Origin of the sequence: [Clostridium] fimetarium (assembly GCF_900111235.1) — a bacterium.
Classification (GTDB): domain Bacteria; phylum Bacillota; class Clostridia; order Lachnospirales; family Lachnospiraceae; genus Clostridium_N; species Clostridium_N fimetarium.
The window spans coordinates 185,340-205,207 of sequence record NZ_FOJI01000006.1; the positions used below are offsets into that span (position 1 = coordinate 185,340).

At 32.0% G+C, this 19,868-nt stretch carries 12 protein-coding genes; all 12 read left to right on the forward strand.

Features of this window, described 5'->3' with window-relative positions:
* The 12 genes from BMY18_RS09640 to BMY18_RS09695 all read left to right on the forward strand — a co-directional run bounded on the left by BMY18_RS09640 (position 1) and on the right by BMY18_RS09695 (position 19,861).
* A complete protein-coding gene (locus tag BMY18_RS09640; RefSeq protein WP_092453404.1) occupies positions 1-198 on the forward strand; it encodes a hypothetical protein in 198 nt (65 codons plus the stop codon).
* A gap of 179 nt (positions 199-377) precedes the next feature.
* Entirely contained in the window at positions 378-3,488 is a 3,111-nt protein-coding gene (locus BMY18_RS09645) for a type III restriction-modification system endonuclease (RefSeq protein WP_092453406.1), read from the forward strand.
* A gap of 8 nt (positions 3,489-3,496) precedes the next feature.
* Positions 3,497-3,709, forward strand: coding sequence for a YdbC family protein (locus BMY18_RS09650; RefSeq protein ID WP_092453408.1), 213 nt, complete (start codon positions 3,497-3,499; stop codon positions 3,707-3,709).
* A gap of 21 nt (positions 3,710-3,730) precedes the next feature.
* Positions 3,731-5,449, forward strand: coding sequence for an ATP-dependent nuclease (locus BMY18_RS09655; RefSeq protein WP_092453410.1), 1,719 nt, complete (start codon positions 3,731-3,733; stop codon positions 5,447-5,449).
* Complete coding sequence (locus BMY18_RS09660) at positions 5,437-6,999, forward strand: UvrD-helicase domain-containing protein (RefSeq protein ID WP_092453412.1); 1,563 nt, start codon at positions 5,437-5,439, stop codon at positions 6,997-6,999. Before BMY18_RS09655 ends, BMY18_RS09660 begins: the two co-directional genes overlap by 13 nt.
* Before the next feature lie 87 nt (positions 7,000-7,086).
* Entirely contained in the window at positions 7,087-11,673 is a 4,587-nt protein-coding gene (locus tag BMY18_RS09665; protein WP_092453414.1) for a protein NO VEIN domain-containing protein, read from the forward strand.
* Positions 11,674-11,677: 4 nt separating this feature from the next.
* Positions 11,678-12,967 (forward strand): topoisomerase IV, encoded by a 1,290-nt coding sequence (locus tag BMY18_RS09670; protein WP_092453416.1) that lies wholly within the window; start codon positions 11,678-11,680, stop codon positions 12,965-12,967.
* A 197-nt stretch (positions 12,968-13,164) separates the two neighbouring features.
* Positions 13,165-14,616, forward strand: coding sequence for a DUF262 domain-containing protein (locus BMY18_RS09675; RefSeq protein WP_242941003.1), 1,452 nt, complete (start codon positions 13,165-13,167; stop codon positions 14,614-14,616).
* Positions 14,606-15,082, forward strand: coding sequence for a HEPN domain-containing protein (locus tag BMY18_RS09680; RefSeq protein ID WP_092453418.1), 477 nt, complete (start codon positions 14,606-14,608; stop codon positions 15,080-15,082). The genes BMY18_RS09675 and BMY18_RS09680 overlap by 11 nt, the downstream gene beginning before the upstream one ends.
* Positions 15,083-16,013: 931 nt before the next feature.
* Entirely contained in the window at positions 16,014-17,024 is a 1,011-nt protein-coding gene (locus BMY18_RS09685) for a ParM/StbA family protein (RefSeq protein WP_092453420.1), read from the forward strand.
* Between the two features lie 13 nt (positions 17,025-17,037).
* On the forward strand, positions 17,038-17,481 hold the full coding sequence (locus BMY18_RS09690) for a hypothetical protein (protein WP_092453422.1): 444 nt from the start codon (positions 17,038-17,040) through the stop codon (positions 17,479-17,481).
* Between the two features lie 205 nt (positions 17,482-17,686).
* Positions 17,687-19,861: a hypothetical protein gene (locus BMY18_RS09695; RefSeq protein WP_092453424.1), complete on the forward strand. Its 2,175-nt coding sequence runs from the start codon at positions 17,687-17,689 to the stop codon at positions 19,859-19,861.
* The last annotated feature ends 7 nt before the right edge of the window (positions 19,862-19,868 follow it).

Here is a 19,868-nt window from a genome sequence, read left to right on the forward strand (position 1 = left end):
ATGGATAATAATTTATTTGACGGAATTTCTTTACCACAATTTAACACAAGCTTCAGTTACGATATGGCTAATAGTTTGCGTAAGCAAACGCAAGATATGATTGATAGTATTAAGCCGCTTGATGAAATTCTTACAGAGCAGATAAAACCCTTACTTGAAGGAAATCAACAGGTAATAGAAGGTTTGTCTAATAATTAACAAAAACTGGATGAATTATATCAATTAAAGGAAAAGGAATTACAAGATTGTAAGGAAGATGCCAAAAAAGCGAAAAAATATAATTCTATAATGCTAATCATTGCTTTGATTTCCGGAGGAATTGCATTAGCTTCATTAGCTGCAACAATAATAATATCAACATTGGGAGGTGCTACATAATGAAATTTAATTTTAAAATTCAGCAGTACCAGACAGATGCTGTTGAAAGTATTATAAATGTATTTAACGGACAACCATATAATGATCCGGTTAATTATCGTAGAGATATAGGTAAAAACAAAGTGGTAAAATCATTTTCTCAAATATCTTTTGATGATTCGGATGAATTGGAAATAGCTGATGATTTTAACGATGCAGGATTTAAGAATGAACAAATGGCTATTCCTGATAATATGATTTTATCTAACATAAAAAAAATACAGCAGGAAAATAATTTGAAAGTTTCGGAGTCATTGATCAAAAATCTTGGATGCTGTTCTTTGGATATTGAAATGGAAACTGGTACAGGAAAGACATATGTGTACATAAAGACTATGTATGAGTTAAATAAGCGTTACGGATGGTCAAAATTTATCGTTGTTGTTCCGTCTATTGCTATTCGAGAAGGTGTTATAAAGTCATTTGAAATAACACAAGGTCACTTTATGGAGCAATATGGGAAAAAAGTAAGACCATTTGTATATAATAGTAAGAATTTAAATCAACTAGATGCATTTTCGAGTAATGCCGGTATTAATGTTATGATAATCAACATGCAAGCTTTTAATACGTCAATGAAAGAAGGCGGGCGATCGAAAGAGTCAAGAATTATCTATGACAAGAGAGATGAGTTTGGAAGTAGAAGACCTATTGATGTAATTAAGGCAAATAACCCTATTATTATATTGGATGAACCACAAAAAATGGGTGGAGATGCTACGCAGAATGCTTTGAAGAATTTTAATCCGTTGTTTTCTTTGAATTACTCTGCAACCCATAAAGAACATCATAACATGGTATACGCATTGGATGCGGTTGATGCATATAATCAACATTTGGTTAAGAAAATTGAGGTAAAAGGATTCCAGGTAAAGAACTTCCGTGGAACAGATAAATATATGTATTTGGAGAATATTATTGTTTCTCCAAAGCATCCGCCTAAAGCAAAAATTGAATTTGAGATTGCCTATAACAAATCAATTAATCGTGAATCCAAAATACTTGGGGTTGATGATAATTTATATGAATTATCAAAAAATATGGAGCAATACAAAGGCTATCGTATTTCAGAGATTGATCCTTTTTCAGCTACTGTTACATTTACAAATGGAGAAGTAATATGTAGAGGAGATGTTGTAGGCGATATCTCAGAAAAAGATATGCGACGTATCCAAATTAGAGAAACCATAATATCACATTTTGAAAAAGAAGAACAATTATTTAACCAAGGAATTAAAACATTATCACTATTTTTTATTGATGAAGTAGCTAAATATCGTCAGTACAATGAAGTGGGTGAGGAGGATCTTGGAGAATATGGAGTGATATTTGAACAAGAATACAATGACATAATAAATGATTACATCACAATATTTGATACTCCTTATCAAAAGTATTTAAAAGATATAGCGGTACATGAAACCCATAAGGGATATTTTAGTATTGATAAAAAAGGACAGGCTATAAATAGTACTGCAACGAGAGGTAATGATTATTCGGATGATATTTCAGCATATGATTTGATTTTAAAAAATAAGGAAAGACTACTTAGCTTTGAAGAGCCAACAAGATTTATTTTTTCTCATTCAGCATTAAGAGAAGGATGGGATAATCCAAACGTATTCCAGATTTGTACTCTAAAACACAGTGATAGTACTATGTTAAAGCGGCAAGAAGTAGGACGTGGATTACGTCTTTGTGTAAATCAGGATGGTTTTCGTATGGATGAACAAAGTCTTGGACGCGATAGAGTCCATAAAGTTAATAAGCTGACCGTAATAGCAAGTGAAAGTTATAAAGACTTTGTGACTGATTTACAGAAGCAGATTAAGGATGTTCTTTATGAAAGACCAACAAAAGCTTCGAAAGAATATTTTATAGATAAAACAGTTAAGGTAGATGGTAGTTCAGTTAAGATTACAGAGCAACAGGCAACCGCAATTTATCGCTATTTGTTAAAGAATGATTACATTGACAATGATGAGCATATCACAGAACAATATCATGCAGATTTGGAGAATAATTGTTTTGCAGTTTTACAGGAAGAATTGCAGCCACTCGCAGAGGGTGTTCATAAGCTAATCCAGAGTATATTTGATGATAAAATTCTGGGTGATATGATTTCTAATGGTAATGAGACTACGATTCCTAGTAATGACCTGAATGAAAATTTTGCAAAGAAGGAATTTCAAACACTTTGGGGATATATTAATCATAAGTATGCTTATACCGTAAGTTTTGATAGTAATGAGCTGATTAAAAAAGCAATAGATCACATTGATGAAGAATTGTTTGTATCGGAGCTGCTTTATACCGTTTCAAAATCAGAGCAAAAAAGTATAATGGATGCGAATATGGTTAGAGAAAGCAATTCGTTTTATGATGCAAAGTCAAAAACCAATGCATTGAAGCATTCAGAAACAAGCCAGATTAAATATGATTTAATTGGAAAGATTGCCGAAGGCACTGTATTAACGAGAAGAACTGTTGCAGCAATCATAAGTGGAATAAGTCCATTCAAGTTTGCAATGTTTAAGAATAATCCAGAAGAATTTATCACAAAAGTGATCCGCCTAATAAAAGAACAAAAAGCAAATATGATAGTAGAGCATGTTTCTTATGACAGAATTGCCGGCAAATATGAGAATTCTATATTTACAGCAGAAAAGCATGCAAGCATGGATAAAGCATTTAGAGCAGAAAAGCATATTCAGGATTATGTTTATACCGATGGAACAGCAGAAAAGAGTGTTGAGAGAACATTTGCAGAATCATTAGAAGAGGCATCTGAAGTGTGTGTATATGCAAAGTTACCAAAAGGATTTGCTATTCCCACCCCGGTTGGAAATTATTCTCCTGATTGGGCTATTGCATTTAACGAAGGTACGGTAAAGCATATCTATTTTGTTGCAGAAACGAAAGGAACGTTGGAGAGCTTAAGCCTAAGACCAATAGAAAAAGCAAAGATAAAATGTGCTCGAAAATTGTTTAATGAAATATCAACAGAAAATGTTGTTTATCATGATGTTGATAGTTATGCAACATTACTTGATGTTATGAAGAGTTTATAGGAGGTATTATGGTAGATATTAAATACGATATAGTTGAAGAAATAGGCGTTCTTTCGGAGAATGCAAAAGGATGGAGAAAAGAAATAAATCTTATTAGTTGGAATGGTGGTGCACCTAAATATGATATACGTGATTGGGCCCCAGAGCATGAGAAGATGGGTAAAGGGGTAACTTTGACAAAAGAGGAACTTGATAAGATAGTTGAGATTTTAGCAGAGTAAGGGTGAAAAGGGGTAGTAATAATGTTATTTAAGCGTATATGGATTAAGAACTTTAGAAATTTTGAGAGTATTGATATCAATTTGGAAAACAAGAATATTCTATTTGGATTAAATGACATTGGAAAAACAAACTTTTTATATGCTATCAGATTCCTCTTTGACAGAGAATGCAGAAAAAACGGATTAATTGAATCTGATTTTTTTCAGAAAAAGATTGAACGTGAAATAGAAATAACTATAGAGATAGATATAAGTGATATTAATGATAGTGATAATAAAAAAATCAGAAAAAGAATGGCAGGAGCAATCTCAAGTGGATATGATTCTGTGTTTATGCAATTAAAAGCAAAATACGAATCTGGAAGTATAGTTGCAATGCCAGAACTGTTTTGGGGAAGCGATATTAATTATCTTGAAGCTATTCCTAGTACACAGGCAATTTTTGAAATTGATAAAATTTTTAATGTCGTCTATATTGATTCCTCTATACAGTTGGGTAATGTATTTAAAAGATATACAAGAAATATTTTTAGTAAAGATAGTGGAATGACCGAATCAGAGCGTGGAGTTGTAAAACGATTAATAGATACTCTAAATGATAAACTTGGAAAACTCGATAGTATCAAAGAACTTGAAGGAATGATAAAAAGTGAATATTTTAAATATCGACCTGAAAAAGGATTTGAAATAAACATTAAATCTGAAATGGAATTAGAGAATATATCATCTAAGCTCATGCCATATATAAATTATGGGGGAGATGTTTCTTATCCAACATCAGGTGATGGAAGAAGAAAGTTGTTGGCATATACATTGCTTTCATTAGAAAATCGCCAATATGAGGATGTGAAAATTAATATTTTTTTAATTGAGGAATTAGAAAATCACTTACATAGATCAATGCAATTAGCAGTTTCAAAACAACTATTTACAGATGAAATATTCCAATATATGTTTTTAACAACTCATTCATCTTTGATTGTAAGCTCTATGGATGAAGTAAATTTAATCAAATTATATAAAACAGATAAAACGGATGGAAAATCAGTCTATTATAAGGTTCCTCCTAAATATCAAAAACTTAAGGCCCAATTGAATCAGAATCTAGCAGAAGCAATATATGCAGATTATGTATTATTGGTGGAAGGTCCATCAGAGAAGATTTTGTTTGAAACAATCATGTGCACAAAATGTCCAGCATACGAATTGCTTGGAGGATACATTTTGGAGGTGAATGGAATTAGTTTTAAGGAGTATATAAAAATATTAAGTAAACTAAATGTGATAACAATTATTAAGACTGATAATGATTTGAAGTATAATAAAGATAAAAAGGAATATAACCATTTAGGATTAAATCGTGCATTGTCCATTGCAGATGAGAATAAAGTAAATAATGTTTTGTATAATCCAACACAATTTGAAATAGATAAAATGGGTATTCAAACACAAATTTATAATAATTATATTGAAAAGCTTGAACTATTGCAGCAGAAGCATATATATTTATCAAAAATTGATTTAGAAAATGATTTATATGAAGCAATACCAAGTAAAATGGACAGTTTTGTAAAAAAGAAAAATACAACTAAAAGCGCCGTGGATTATTTACAAGAGAAAAAAATGATACGAATGATTGAATTATGTTCGGAGTTAAACTCATCAGTTACAATCAACAAAATTTATAATCACGATAGATTTAAATGTATAAAGGAGATGTGTGATTTATGCTGCCGATAGATCAGGAAATACGAGAAGCAATAATAAACCAAGTTGGTAATATTTCTATAAGCGCTAGCGCTGGTACAGGTAAAACACATACAACAATTTTAAAAATAAAACATGAAATTAAAGTGAATACTTCCTTTCAAACATTTGCAGCTATTACTTTTACAAAGAAAGCAGCCAAAGAAATTCAAACTAGATTATCAGGAGCTAAAGGAGATGGCTTTGTAGGAACAAATGATAATTTTGTCTTGAAAGAAATTATTTGTCCATTTATGTATGATGTATATGGAAGAGAATTCAAAAAAGAACTTAGGCCAGATTATTCAAGTGAAAATCAAGTTGGAAAATTTGAAGATGGAATTGAGAAGATTAAGCAATATGGTTATATATGTAAATATGCTGATAATAAAAAGAATTTTTCTTTTCAACTTGCCTTGAATATTTTAAAAAGATCTGAGGCAGCAAGACTTTATTTACAATCAAAATATTACCGTATTTATATTGATGAATATCAAGATAGTGACAAGGATATGCATAATCTATTTATGTACATTTGTGATACATTAAATATTCTTCTTTTTATTGTTGGAGATTTAAAACAGTCCATTTATGGATGGAGAGGTGGATATTCTAAAGGTTTTGAACAGATTATATCTAATTCCAATTTCAGTCAGTACCGTTTGAGGCACAATTTTCGTTCAGTGATTTCAATACAAAATTTTTCAAATATGTTCATGGATGATGTGAGATGTGATGTAAGAAAGGAAGAGTTTGATAATGGTGTATGCTGTTTTGCATATAGAGAAAGCGGTTATGCGGTAGAAAAAATTAAAGAGTGGATTCAGTTTGAAAGTACAAGCGCATTTCTTGTGCGTCGCAATGATGATGGTAAAAAATGGGCATCAGAATTGAAGAATAATGATTTGGAATTCACATTTATCTCAGGCTCTCCATTAGATAATAATGATTTGGAAAGCGAGCATGTTTGGATTTCACGTCAATTAGCTTATTTTTTAATAAAAGAATTATATTCGGAATTTGATTTTTATGATGAAATTCCAAACTCTGATTCATATAATTTCGCAAAAATAAAAACAGCACTTCAGCGAGTAGAAAAAAGTATGGGTGATAAAGAGGTATTCGAACAATGTTGTTATGGACTTTATGAAATACTTGGATATGAAAATAGTGAAAAGATACGAAAAGAAGTAACTGTTTTATATCAAGTTATAAATGATGAACAATATATTCCTACATATAATAGTGATAAGTTTAGACATGTGGTGACAACAATCCATTCGGCGAAAGGATTGCAGTATGCACAAGTTATAGTTCTTGCAGAAAATTATAATTTGCAAAACGAAGAAGATTTAAATCTTCATTATGTTGCTGTTTCAAGACCTGAAAAAAGATTGTTAGTATTATGTAATTATTCGACCTTCAATGGAAAAGCGTATTGCGCTGCAGTTAAAAATAATATTACTCAAGTTAATAATTTGGGAATTGATGTTAATATAGATGATGTGGCAGAATGTCTAAATTCTGCTGAATTTAGCAAGTAAATAATTGCTGCGATTAAAAGATAAGCCTTAAGTTTCGAAAATGTAGTAGATAATATATATTTAAATTCAGGTTTGGAGAGTGTATTAATGAATGATAAAGTGACATGTGCAATAGAAACCATGAAAAAAGGGTATGTTCTTGACCCAAACCGCATATTAGCGGACTACAGGAAAGAAACAGATGAAATTCGCGGTTATCACGGCAGGGAACTGTTAGAACTACTCCAAAATGCAGTGGACGAACTCGGTGGGACAAAAGACCGCTTTGTTTCTATTGTGTTAAAAGATAATGTGCTGACAATTAGCAACAACGGAAATGCATTCACTTTTGAAGGCTTTATTTCCTTGATGTATTCAAACCTTAGTCCAAAGCATAACAAAGACGAATATATAGGTAATAAAGGTACTGGGTTTCGTTCCATACTTAATTGGGCAGACAGTGTTCGTATATATAGTGGTGATTTGTCTGTTGAATTTTCTGAATTCTATGCTCGTGAAACACTGCTTGAATTGCTCGAAAATGTTGGTGTTAGTGAATTTCGTAAAAAGCATGATGATGTAAGGCTTGCGACACTTGTTGCACCTCGATTGATTTCGCCGCTACAAAACAAAGAATACGACACAGTAATTGAAGTTGAATTGAAATCTGACGTTGTTGATAGGGTAATAGGTCAGCTAAAACAAATCAATTCAAAAACGCTTCTGTTTTTGGAGAAGCTGGAAAAGCTGACTATAGAATATTTTAGAGAAGTATTTGTTTATGAAAAGGCACCATCTGAACGTGAAAATAGTATTTGTGACATACAGATTACAACTAAAAGAAACGGGAAAATCGTCGAAACCGATAATTGGTCTATTTTATCTCGAGAGGGCGTATTTGAGAAACAAAAATATGGTGTAATGGTTGCATATAAAAAGGATATGTCTGTTATGCCAGATGTTTTGTACAGCTATTTCAAAACAAAGGTTCAATTTCCAGTCCATGCACTTATTCATGCGACGTTTGACCTAAACGCAGACAGAAACCACCTCGTTGAAACAGAGGCTAATAAGCACATACTGAAAGTTGTTTGTGATACGCTTGTTGAACTTGCACTGCTAACAAATTCTGAAAACGTAAACTACGCCCCTCTTACTTTACTTTCAACAATAGGAGATTTTCCAATTGACTTGAGTTGGGATAATTTCACTATTAAGAATTATTATCTTGAAGCAGTTGCTGTGAGCAAGGTTTTTCCGACAGTTGACAACAAATATATTTCATTCACTGAAAAACCGCGATTTTATGATAGCAATATTGCTGACTTTTTGTGTGGAAATGTATTTTCTACGCTAATGCCTCCAACGGATAATTCTGCAATAAGAGCTATGCTAAAATCCATTGCAAAGCATAGAAAAGTAAGTATGCGGTATCAATGCAGTGAAATCACAACTGGCATCAATTCTGTTTTGTCATCACTTCAAATCAGTGAGAGAGCAGCTTTGTGGCTTGTATTTATCAGTGAGTACCGAAATGAGATTTCCGAAGAAAATAAGCCGCATTTTATTTTGGATAGTAGTGGTAACACTGTAATTGATGGTCAACAAGTGTTCTTGCCTGCAGAAAATGTAGAGTTTTCTTCTCCACCTGATTTTACGAAAATCGTTTTTATGAATAAAGACCTTGTGAGTGCCTTACGCGATATGCAAGGCAAAGAAAGTACATTAAGAGGTCTTGCCAATGAACTCTCGAGATTCAATATTCGAGAATACAATATTGCAAATATCATTAATGCTGTTATTTCTCGACTAAGAAATCGTGTGCATCAAACAAGCAAGAAAACCCGAGGGTGCTACGAAGATACTATCGAGTGGCTGTGGAAGCTATGGAAGGCCAATGTTTTGAAAAATGAAATGTCTGCGTTAACGACAATTCCGTTGATAAATCGTAGTGGTGCAGTAAAAAATGCAAATGAATTATATTTCGGTCAAGAATTTGGCAATGAGGTAACTGACAATTTGTTTATGGACAACGATGATCTTTTTGTTGCACTCCCTAGAAGAATAGTCTTAACTGAATTAACAAAGCAGCAATATAAAGAGTTTTTGTCAGCGTTAGGTGTTGCCTATTTTCCTCGAAAGACTAAGTTGAAAATCTACCCAGTTTTAGATGCCTACAGAGAACTTATATACACAAGCATAAGAAAATACCCATTGCTTGCAGAGGATAATTGTTATCACAATGAACAGGAATTACGTAGCGCATCTTTTAGTTATGTTGAAATTGCTACGGTTGAGCGTCTTGATGAAATTTTCAAAGAAGCAAATACCAAAAGCATAATTGACTGGATTAGACAAGATGAGAGTATCCGCCAATTGCTATCTGATTATGAGCCAAGTACAAGTCGTGCTTACGTCTATAATTTGTATCAACAAAAAGTAAGAGCCATCAGTGGCGAACAGTTGGCTTCGCATCTTCGTTTTGTCTTTGCAACAAGCAAGTGGATAGAGATTGATGGTATTAGATATTCACCTAAGCAGTGCTTGTTAGTGAACAAAATTGACACATTATTTGCGCCTATCGTTGTTGCACCTAATTTAGACTTGCTCATCGATAATCATAATCGCAGGATTTCAGAAATAAACGCTGTTCAGAATGTTTTGGAGCAGATAGGAGCCGCATCAGATTTTTCGGGATTAGACACAGAAACTTTTTATTCATTGTTAATGGCATTACCAGAAACTGATGAAAGCGGTGAGATAAGCAAGGCTCTTTACACATCCATTTTGAAATCTGGTGGACTAAAAAATTTCAACCCAAATAACGCAAAGCGACGTGAGTATTTACAAAATGGAAGAGTATTTTGCAAATCTTCGAAAACATATATGGCGATAAAATATGTCCATTATCTTACAGAGAAGACGGTAAGTCGTGAAATATTGAAGGGTTTTAACCTAATTGCTATCCCAAGCAGACAAAGCCAAGAAAATATAAAGAGATATTTTGGAGTATTACCGTTAAAAATCAAAGGTTCAATAATCGGCGAGCCAACAATTCACCCAGAGAGCGTTGACTTTGAACAAGATTTTAACGATTTCATTTGTTATGCTTTTTGCTCGCGTGTCGATGCTGCAAAGCAAAGCGAAATCTCTACAGTAAAAGCATTGCGGGTTCGTTTATGTACTAATATAACAGCCGACTACGGAAAAGGCGAAATTATATTAGCCGAAAGTTCTTACATCAGGGGCAAAAATTGTGTTTATGTTCAGGCACCCAGAAATGGAGGACATTTGAAACAGCTAAAGAGTAACGTGGATTTCTGTTCCGCAATTGCCGAACTTTTTATTACGGCTATTGATATTCAGGACGATACTCTTTTCGGATATGTACGCTCCTTATATGAAAAGGAACTGCACAATCGAAACGCTTTAATCTTGCACGATTTTGATGATTTGAGTATTCTTGAAAGGTCTCGTGATGCCCTCAATCGAACACAATCTGAAAAAGAAATGTTTCTTTCGGCTTGCGTACTTATTGCTGGTGAGAATAGCATTGCATCAATTGAAACTGACATCGAATCTATAAATTTTACTGATTTTAACTCAACTGCAAACGTAGTGACACTTATCGATATCCTACAAACTCTGCAAATCGACGTGGATGAGTTTAATGAAAAATCCGAGATCATTATAGACTTAAGTCCATTCTATCTTGAGTGTTTACATAAGCGAGCAAATGACGAGAATGATTCATATAAAAATGGATTGTTTGCAATGCTAAAAAGTGAACCTATTAGCAAACAACGCACATTCATAAAACAATTGGATAAATACAGGACGTTTGTTTTCAACCCGCTAAACAGTATCTATTATGATTGGAAAGCTGAGTTTACACAGCAGTTTGGAAGTGTAATTTCATTCGCATCTGAGGAGAATGCAGATACGGTTTGGAAAACATACAGGGATATTTTTGTGCAAAATAAGGATATGTCCATAGTAAACGATATGCTTGTTGATTCGGAACAGGAGAGCCTCTTATACTTTGGTAAGCTTGATGAGTTGGACAAAGCTTATAATGCCAGAAAAGCTGACATTGTCAATGTACAAGCAAAAGAATCAAAAATACTAAGCACGACATACGCAACAACCATTCCAATAATATTGGTTGATGTTGTTGCTCCATCGAATAATACCGTCAATAATCCAGGTAGCTCATCACGCACAGGAAGCCGTATGGCGGGAATGAAACGAGAACGTAATATCTCAGAATGGGGTGCATTTGCAGAAAAACTTGTATACGAACAAATGAAATCAAACTTCCTCAAAGTATTATGGGTTTCGGAAAACGCAAAAAAAGAGGGGATCAACCCTGATGGAATAGGAGGTTTGGGCTATGACCTAAAGTATTCCAACGAAAAGGGCGAAATTGTTTATGTTGAAATAAAGTCCACTGCCGGGACGGGAATTTCATTTGTAATTACAGAAAACGAACTGAACTTTGCCGAAGAACATCCACAACAATATGAGGTTGTTTTGGTGACTGCGGTAATGAGTGATGTCGAACGAAAAATCTATCGACTTGCAGATTTGTTTTATTACGCCGATGGTGAAGAACGTTTTTGTAATTCCAAATTTGGTATCATTGGAGATAGCTACACTATACGTTGTCAATTCTACACCCAGTTGGGAGGATGAAATTATGGATATTTTACTGGTAGTAATATTAATAATAATAGTTACTTTGATTGTTGTATTAGTAATTCACTCAGGAAGAAAAGTTATTTACAATAGCAACGATGTTTTAAGTGCTGAAAAAACTAATTCAACTACTTTTGAAGCAGTAGAAGTTGTACAAGGCGGTGGAATAGGCATATCGATAGAACGACTACCTGCGACAACTAAAATTGAGGAAAAGAGTCTATTTGAAATTACTGACCATACAGTTATTGCTCGAATTTCAGAGATAATACCGGCCGCAGCAGAAACTGTAGCAAAAACACTTACAAACAAAGCACTTAAAAATGTTGAATTATACAAGGTGGTTATCCCCAGTGGTGTTACCCTTGCAGAATCTAAACAAATGGAAGGTGCTGTTCGAGGCTTTTATCGAGGAGCAAAAGGAATTAAAGGGCAAGCTAATTTAGTCAAAGTAGACCCTACGAAAATTTCTAAAGCCGCCACGGTAGCTAATAGGTTTGCAAATATAATGAATGTTGGCTCTTTGGTTGTGGGTCAATACTATATGTCAGAAATCAATTCTAAGATTGAAAATTTGAGTAAGAGTGTAAATAAAATTAGTGATTTTCAAGAGAGAGAATTTAAAAGTCGGATTCTATCATTGATGGCTTTATCAGGGAAAATATCTAATTTTAGTTCGGAAATTTTGGAAAGCGATGATTTGCGAAATCGAAAACTGCATACTATAGATGATTTAGAGAGAGAAGGAATTCAATTACTTCAGCAGATTAATTTAGCCTTCGTCGAAATAATAAAGAAAAATCAAAAAACAGATTACAAGGAGTATCAAGAAAAAGTTGATAGCTTTAGGCTCTTGCTCGAATATCAACAAATATTAATGACAGTATTAGAACAGATTAGTAAGTTGACATATTTACTTGGTAAAGGCGAAAACTCAAATGAGATGAGTTATTCAATATTTAACGTATATCTGGAACAATCAAATCAGATAAGGGCGGCATTAGAAGAATGGCATAGAAAACAAGTGGAGTTGCATGGAATTAATGTAAATAAGAACCGAAGAAGTAAAAAAGGCATTGAAGGTTTCTTTGCATCAATACCAGGTTTTATTGATGATAATTTAAATTATAAGGGGCTTGAGGACGGATTGGTGCAAAAAATAGATGCTCAAACAACGCAAAGCAAATTAATGCTGAATAAATCTGAAGAGGTATATGACAAAGATGTTCAGATTATTATTAAAGATGGTAAATACTACTTTTTACATGAAGAACTCAATAGTTATTCATAGTAGGCAAATCGCAAGGAATGATGGAAAATAAATCGTTTAACACACAAATATATGATCTGATCAAAGGATTACAAACTGATGGAATAGAGTGAAATATGGTTGACAAAGAAAAGAGCATATTAATGTGTATGTAATGAAATATAATAGAAAAAATCAGCGTATAATAGATAGTAACTACATTAGGAGGTAAATAGTCTTTGTATGCTGATAAAATTGTTCTGAACGTTAATGAAATAATAAATCGAAAAGTCCATTGGGATAATATTGAAAAGAAGGAATATGATTCTAGATGTTTTGATATGGGAGAGTTAATAATAATCGAATATGAAGATAAAAGTATAAGACTTTTTTCAACGCAGTTAAAATTATTATCGACATTGTTCTTTCTGAATGGGAAACAAAATACTGATAGGATTATTTTAGAAAAAACAATATACTGTACAATAGTACAATCCAATATATTATTGGCACATATTAATGAAAAAGAATTTTCAGAAAGATACACTTTAGGAGGAAATTTAATGATTGAAAAGAATGTAAAAATTGAAAGTTTGGACGAGGAGGAAGTGTCATATTCAGATGATGATTTGTACAATATAACATCATGGGGAGCTGATTTGTCTTTTAGAGAAATACTAACTATGTATGAAGATGGTGAACTACTTAAACCGGAATTACAACGAAAATATGTATGGTCTAGAGTAGAAGCAAGCAGATTTATAGATTCCATTCTATTAGGGTTGCCTGTTCCAAGTATTTTTTTTGCAAAAGAAGTGAAGGAAACTATGTTGATTATTGATGGATATCAAAGAATAATGACAGTTAATGATTATGTAAATGGTACTTTTTCCGGAGATGGAAAAGTATTTAAGCTATCAAATACAGATAATATTAATGCTCGATGGAGAGGAAAAGCATTTGTAGAATTAGAACCGGACGAAAAAAGAAAAATTAAAACAACAACAATTCATGCAATTATTTTTGAACAAAAGCACCCTACGAATGATACAGGAATGTATCAGATTTTTGAGCGCATTAATACAGGTGGAAGAACATTAAAACCACAAGAGATTAGAAATTGCATATATCAAGGGCAGTGTAACAATTTGTTGCTTGAATTAAATAAAGATAAGAGCTGGAGAAAGGTATTAGGATTGAATGATGAAGATTCAAGGATGGCAGATATTGAATTGATTCTCAGATTTTTTGCAATGAAAGACATTCATAAGAGAAAGGAAAAAACTCAAAATCAAGTCAATTTGACAAAATATCTAAATGATTATATGGGTGATAAGAAGAAAATCTCACTTGAAGAATATGCGTTGATGAAAAATGAATTTGTAGAAATGATTCATATTTGCTATAAAAACTTTGCTGAAAATTCATTTAAAAATCTAAAAAAGGGAACGGAAGAATTTGTTAAAAAAGTTAATCCTGCTATTTTTGATGCAGTTTCAGTTGCAACATCAAATGCAATCAAAAATGGATATAAGTTTGAGGAAGAAAACTATATTGAAAAATATATAAAACTACTTAAAGATGATGAATTTATTGACGCTGCAAGTAACAGAACCACTAATATGGTAAATATTGAAAAGAGAATAAAGAAGGCCTCTGATATTTTATATGGAGTAACATATGAATGGTAGATATGAACAAATAATTAATGATACACATGAAGAATTAAATAGTATTAAAAAGTGGATCAACAGCGGAAATCAATTTGATTCAAAGAGCAGGTATTTAATTTCTTATGCAGTAATCAAATCAAGTGGTACGGTAGAAGTGGTATATAAAAGCATTATATTTGACGCGCTCGTAGAAGGAACAACACAGGAAACAAAAACATATCTTGAGAAAATGATTATTGATAGCTCATCAAATCCCAACACTGGAAATATGAGTCAAATGTTGCAACAAATATCTCCTGAATGGCGTACTGAGTTTGATGACAAGGTAAACAAAAGCGGCGAAAAAGATAAACTTAATTCTTTAGTTAAATTAAGAAACGATTTTGCACATGGAACTAATATTACAGCATCTATTGATACGGTTATCAAATATGTAAAATCAGCTAAAAAAATACTTGATATATTAGCTGATACAGTAAAATGATTATTATAACGAAAAAAATCAAATGAATGAGATACATAGAGTGATTTAATCATAATAATCACTGAAATGCATATTTTAGATTTACATAGCAATCCAGAGTTACATAGGATAGAAAACGGTTTATTCAAACGATAAACAAGTTGATTGGTGAAATAAAGCAGTTGATTCAAGCAAAAAATTAATCGATTGGAGGCAAAACCAGTTGATTCATAAGAAAAATCCACTGTCAGTTTCAAACAATGAGGTTTCTTAGAAAAATACAAGCTCTTCAGATAGATCAATTTTGGGAACGATGATGCGTTCTATAATGATGATAAATTTTTCATGAGATGATGCTACGCCTTTATTTACCTTGAGAATACCTTGATTTCTTATGGTCCAATACCGAATATAATACCATTGTCGGATAATCATTAATGATTATCCGACAATGGTATTGTGAATTTAATAAATTATAAATGTATATTATATACGCATAAGTGTATAATTAATGTTTTGTATTTGAATAGGAAAATTGTGTAAAAAGCAATATAGTGGATATAAAATATATTTAATTTCAAAGTTTATATGTTAATTAATAAAAAAAAATATAATAATTTTACTTTAAAAAACGTTTATATAGTGCATTGCATTATATGAACGTTTTTTCTATTTAGTGAACATCAATACAAGTTATGAACGCTGGGAATTATTTTATCTATATTTAATAGGCATTATAAGGGACTTTATATTGTAATCAATAATTTAATCTAAAAGAAAAGTCAATCAGAGAAAGAAACAAATTATATTTTCGCGCGTGAAACAAATGATCCAACGAAAAACGTTGCTATATAATCAGTTAGTATTTCTTAAACTAGGAGGATGAAAAATGGAGAATTTCAAACAATGTTCTAAACCCAGTACCTATGAACGACCTGGATAGAAGAAATAAGTGAATATTAATAAAACTAGAATTGATGAGAGAGTACCTACAAATGTAGATGAAGGAGATAATATGGATATTATGAAAGATTATAGAACTGAAAAGGGAGCAATTATTGTACCAGTGGATGGTGGTTATGGAAATATGAAAACTGCGAATCATGTATTTGCGACTGGTGTAATTTTAAGTGAGTTAGCACCAACAATGAGCAAAGACGTTCTTTTATATAATGAGAATCATTATATAATTGGAGAAAATCATAAAGAATTTAAATTTGAAAAGATCTTAGACGAAGATTTTTATGTATTGACATTAGTAGCGATTGCAATGGAGTTAAAGAGTCGAAATCTTCATATCGCGGATATTCAATTGGCAACAGGGCTTCCACTAACATGGTTGAAAAGTCAGAAAGAAGATTTTAGAAAGTATTTATTGCAGAAGGATTATGTAGAATTCAAATATCAAGGTGAAGATTATCTTATTCATATGGTGGGAGTGGATGTATTCCCTCAAGGATATTCTGCAGTTGCAGAAAGAATACATGAGTTTAATGGAGTGAATATGCTAGTAGATATTGGAAATGGAACAATAAATATAATGTATATAAATAATCGTAAGCCGATGGAAAGCAAATGCTGGACAGAAAAATATGGGATTAATCAATGCAGTATCAATATATGCAATGCCATTATGAACAAAACAGGAGTGGTAATAGATATATCAATCATTAATGATTTTCTACGTATGAAGAAAATAGATGTAAGTGAGAAATTCTTGAGTGTTATTCAAGACACTGCTAAAGAATATGTAAGAAATGTATTTATGAAGGTTAGAGAACACGAATATAACAGTGAATTAATGAAATTGTATGTCATAGGGGGTGGAAGTAAGCTCCTAAAAGAGTACGGTGAATATGATAAAAACAGAGTATTTTTTGATGAAGATGTAAGGGCAAATGCAAAAGGGTATGAATATTTATCTTATATGAAGGACAAAAGGAAAACTAAGATTGTGAATTAAGGGGGTAACTATAATGGTAGATAAAAAACACACTAACTTAAGTTTTAATATGTCTAATGCAGAACATGATAAAGCTTGGAATTATCTTCATAGTATGGACAAGAAAAAATTTGGGTCACAAAACAAATTAATAATAAAAGCTATAAATGATTATTTTGATAATTATTATGTATCTAAAAATGACCCATATCTTGAATCAAGAATTAAGGAAGATGATTTTATTAATCGGATCATTTCAGAAGTGGGATTTAAATTGACAGAACAGATGCCTCAAATGGTATCAGGGTATTTAATGAATATGCTAGGACCTATGATGTGTAATTCAAATAATAACTTGTCCTCAAACAGCTTTTCCATTGGAAATAAAGGCGCGCCTTCTGAAGCAATTGATAATTCTGAAACCGAAGATGATTTAGATTGGAATTTTATCGATGGGTTTGAAGAAGTATTAGAATAGTATTTGTAGAGTAAAACAATGCAATTATATGGTACCAGAAACAAAGGTTTTTGGTACCGTATAATTACCATTAAGAAAGAATAAGAAAATCAGCACTAAATTTTTTGAAATTAGTGCTATTTATAAAAAAACAGCTTCACAAATAAGTATAGTTGGAAAAACAGTTTGAAAGTAATAATGTTTTTAAAATAGGAGGAATTAGGATATGAGTGATGAAGTGAAAATTATGTGTATAGTTGCAGATAAAACGATGGAACAGACAAAACTAAAACCAACCATCAATATGGAACCAGTACAAGAGCCACAGTATACGCAAAATCAAAATATGGAACCAGTACAAGGGCTACAGTATATGCAAAATCAATATATGGAACCAGTGCAAGAGCCACAGTATATGCAAAATAAAAATCGCAATATGGGGCCGGTACAGGAGCCACAGTATATGCAAAATCAAAATCCCAATATGGGGCCGGTACAAGAGCCACCGTATATGCAAAATCAAAATCCCAATATGGGGCCGGTACAGGAGTTGCAGTATATGCAAAATCAAAATTCCAATATGGGACCTATACAACAGAGCATTCCAAACCCCAATATGAAATATGAATCTGATACAATTATAAGCATATTAGCCAAAGGTGCAGAAATGAGTGGTGAGATTTGTTCCGCAAATAAAAAGTTGATGTATAAAGATGTCTGTATTAGCCAATTGATGCGAGAGAAGGAACAGTTGAAGAGAAATAATATAGCACAAATGATAGTAGATGATACATTTGGTATAAGAATTCAAAAAAAAGTTGGAAATCCAGGAGATATTATTGGATTTTGGAAGATAGAGTCTTGTACACCACATGTAATTATAAGAAGTAAAAAAATTAGTACAATGTACTTTGATGTCAAATTGATTAAATTCATTGCCGGAAACATACAACAGATATCATTTATAGTGACACAAGAAGAATTAGAAGAGAATAGGATACTAGATTTGTTGTCTAAAAAAGCAAAAATAATAATGATGTTACCCAATATGAGTTTAAAGGTTTTGAATGAGCTTATTAAGAATTACTTAATGAGCAAAATCGAATTACATGATGTAATTGAATATGAAAGAACAGGTTGGTATACAACTGATAAAGGACATAAGATATATAAGTTCGTAAAGGAAGGGGAATATCCTACATCTTTAAATAGTAGTAAAGCCGAAGTATCAAAAAGCTACGACGAGTGTCTAGTAATTAAGAAGTATTGGAGTTTATATAATGGTGTTGAAAGTATACGCGGAAGGGTATTCTTACTATTATTTTTTCATTGTAGTTTGATTTATTCGGAATTTTTTTCAAAGGTAGCAGATGATGAAAGAATTTTAAAAGTTGCTATTAATCAGCCAATAGCTGAAGCTATGATATCTTATATGATGGGGAATATATATGAATCCGTTGAAATAAACGTATGTGATTCTGAATTAATGCAGACATTTTGGAGAGATAAGGACATGCCAAGCGTATTTAGTACATCTGATAGTAAGAGTAGAAGTGACAAAACACGTAAAAACATGTCAAAAGTATATGAGGAAGTTATTTATGGTTATAGTTTTGATGAACATGACAAAAAGGTGGTAAAAAGAGGTTTAGTAATAGTAATTGATAAGTTCTGTTCTATGAGTATGAAACGAGATAGGTCGTTAAATATTGATTTTTTTGTTACTGGTAGTATTGAAGAGTGGATGAAAATTTTAGATACTAAAAGTATTCCAGGCAATTATATTAAAGTCTTTACAGATTGGATTAGTCAAAATTTCAACATAATAAAATCAATGGTTAATACTGAACGGTTAAAAAATGATACGTTTGTACATATATTTATAATAATGCAAAAAATGATAAAGGAATTCCATCGTACATATGGAGTAGACTTGCCAGAGTGGTTCGAAAAAGAGAGCTTAGAAGACATTATTATGGATGTATATGATGAGTTTGAAGAGGAAGTGGATGATGATGAGATGGTAAACGAATTGTCAGAAATGCTATTTGAACAATTAAGATTTGATAAGCTAAAATTGAATATTCAAAATGGTAAAGGAAAAGCATTTGAAGTTGATTTATTTGAAGAAACTAAAAATTCATTGTTCTTAGATAAGAAAAAAGAAGTTTTCTTCGTTAACTCAGAAGTAATTTCAGATTTTGTTCTTAATCAGGCTTCATTTAGAGTGTCAGTAGATGAATTTAAACGAATTCTAAAGGATAAGGGTTTTTTGGTTTCAGCTATTACTGAAAGATATGTTTCAAGGATGAGTTTAAAAGTTAGAGGTCAAGAGAATTCTGAGCAACCAAGAATGATTAAGTTAAAAAGCTCATTGCTCGGAAATATTGAATTATTATAAACCAGGA

Excerpts from the sequence above, each read along its gene's own strand:
- BMY18_RS09690 (WP_092453422.1), top strand. The coding sequence starts at position 17,038 with ATGGTAGATAAAAAACACACTAACTTAAGTTTTAATATGTCTAATGCA.
- BMY18_RS09680 (WP_092453418.1), top strand. The coding sequence starts at position 14,606 with ATGAATGGTAGATATGAACAAATAATTAATGATACACATGAAGAATTA.
- BMY18_RS09640 (WP_092453404.1), top strand. The coding sequence starts at position 1 with ATGGATAATAATTTATTTGACGGAATTTCTTTACCACAATTTAACACA.
- BMY18_RS09670 (WP_092453416.1), top strand. The coding sequence starts at position 11,678 with ATGGATATTTTACTGGTAGTAATATTAATAATAATAGTTACTTTGATT.
- BMY18_RS09665 (WP_092453414.1), top strand. The coding sequence starts at position 7,087 with ATGAATGATAAAGTGACATGTGCAATAGAAACCATGAAAAAAGGGTAT.
- BMY18_RS09695 (WP_092453424.1), top strand. The coding sequence starts at position 17,687 with ATGAGTGATGAAGTGAAAATTATGTGTATAGTTGCAGATAAAACGATG.
- BMY18_RS09645 (WP_092453406.1), top strand. The coding sequence starts at position 378 with ATGAAATTTAATTTTAAAATTCAGCAGTACCAGACAGATGCTGTTGAA.
- BMY18_RS09660 (WP_092453412.1), top strand. The coding sequence starts at position 5,437 with ATGCTGCCGATAGATCAGGAAATACGAGAAGCAATAATAAACCAAGTT.
- BMY18_RS09650 (WP_092453408.1), top strand. The coding sequence starts at position 3,497 with ATGGTAGATATTAAATACGATATAGTTGAAGAAATAGGCGTTCTTTCG.
- BMY18_RS09655 (WP_092453410.1), top strand. The coding sequence starts at position 3,731 with ATGTTATTTAAGCGTATATGGATTAAGAACTTTAGAAATTTTGAGAGT.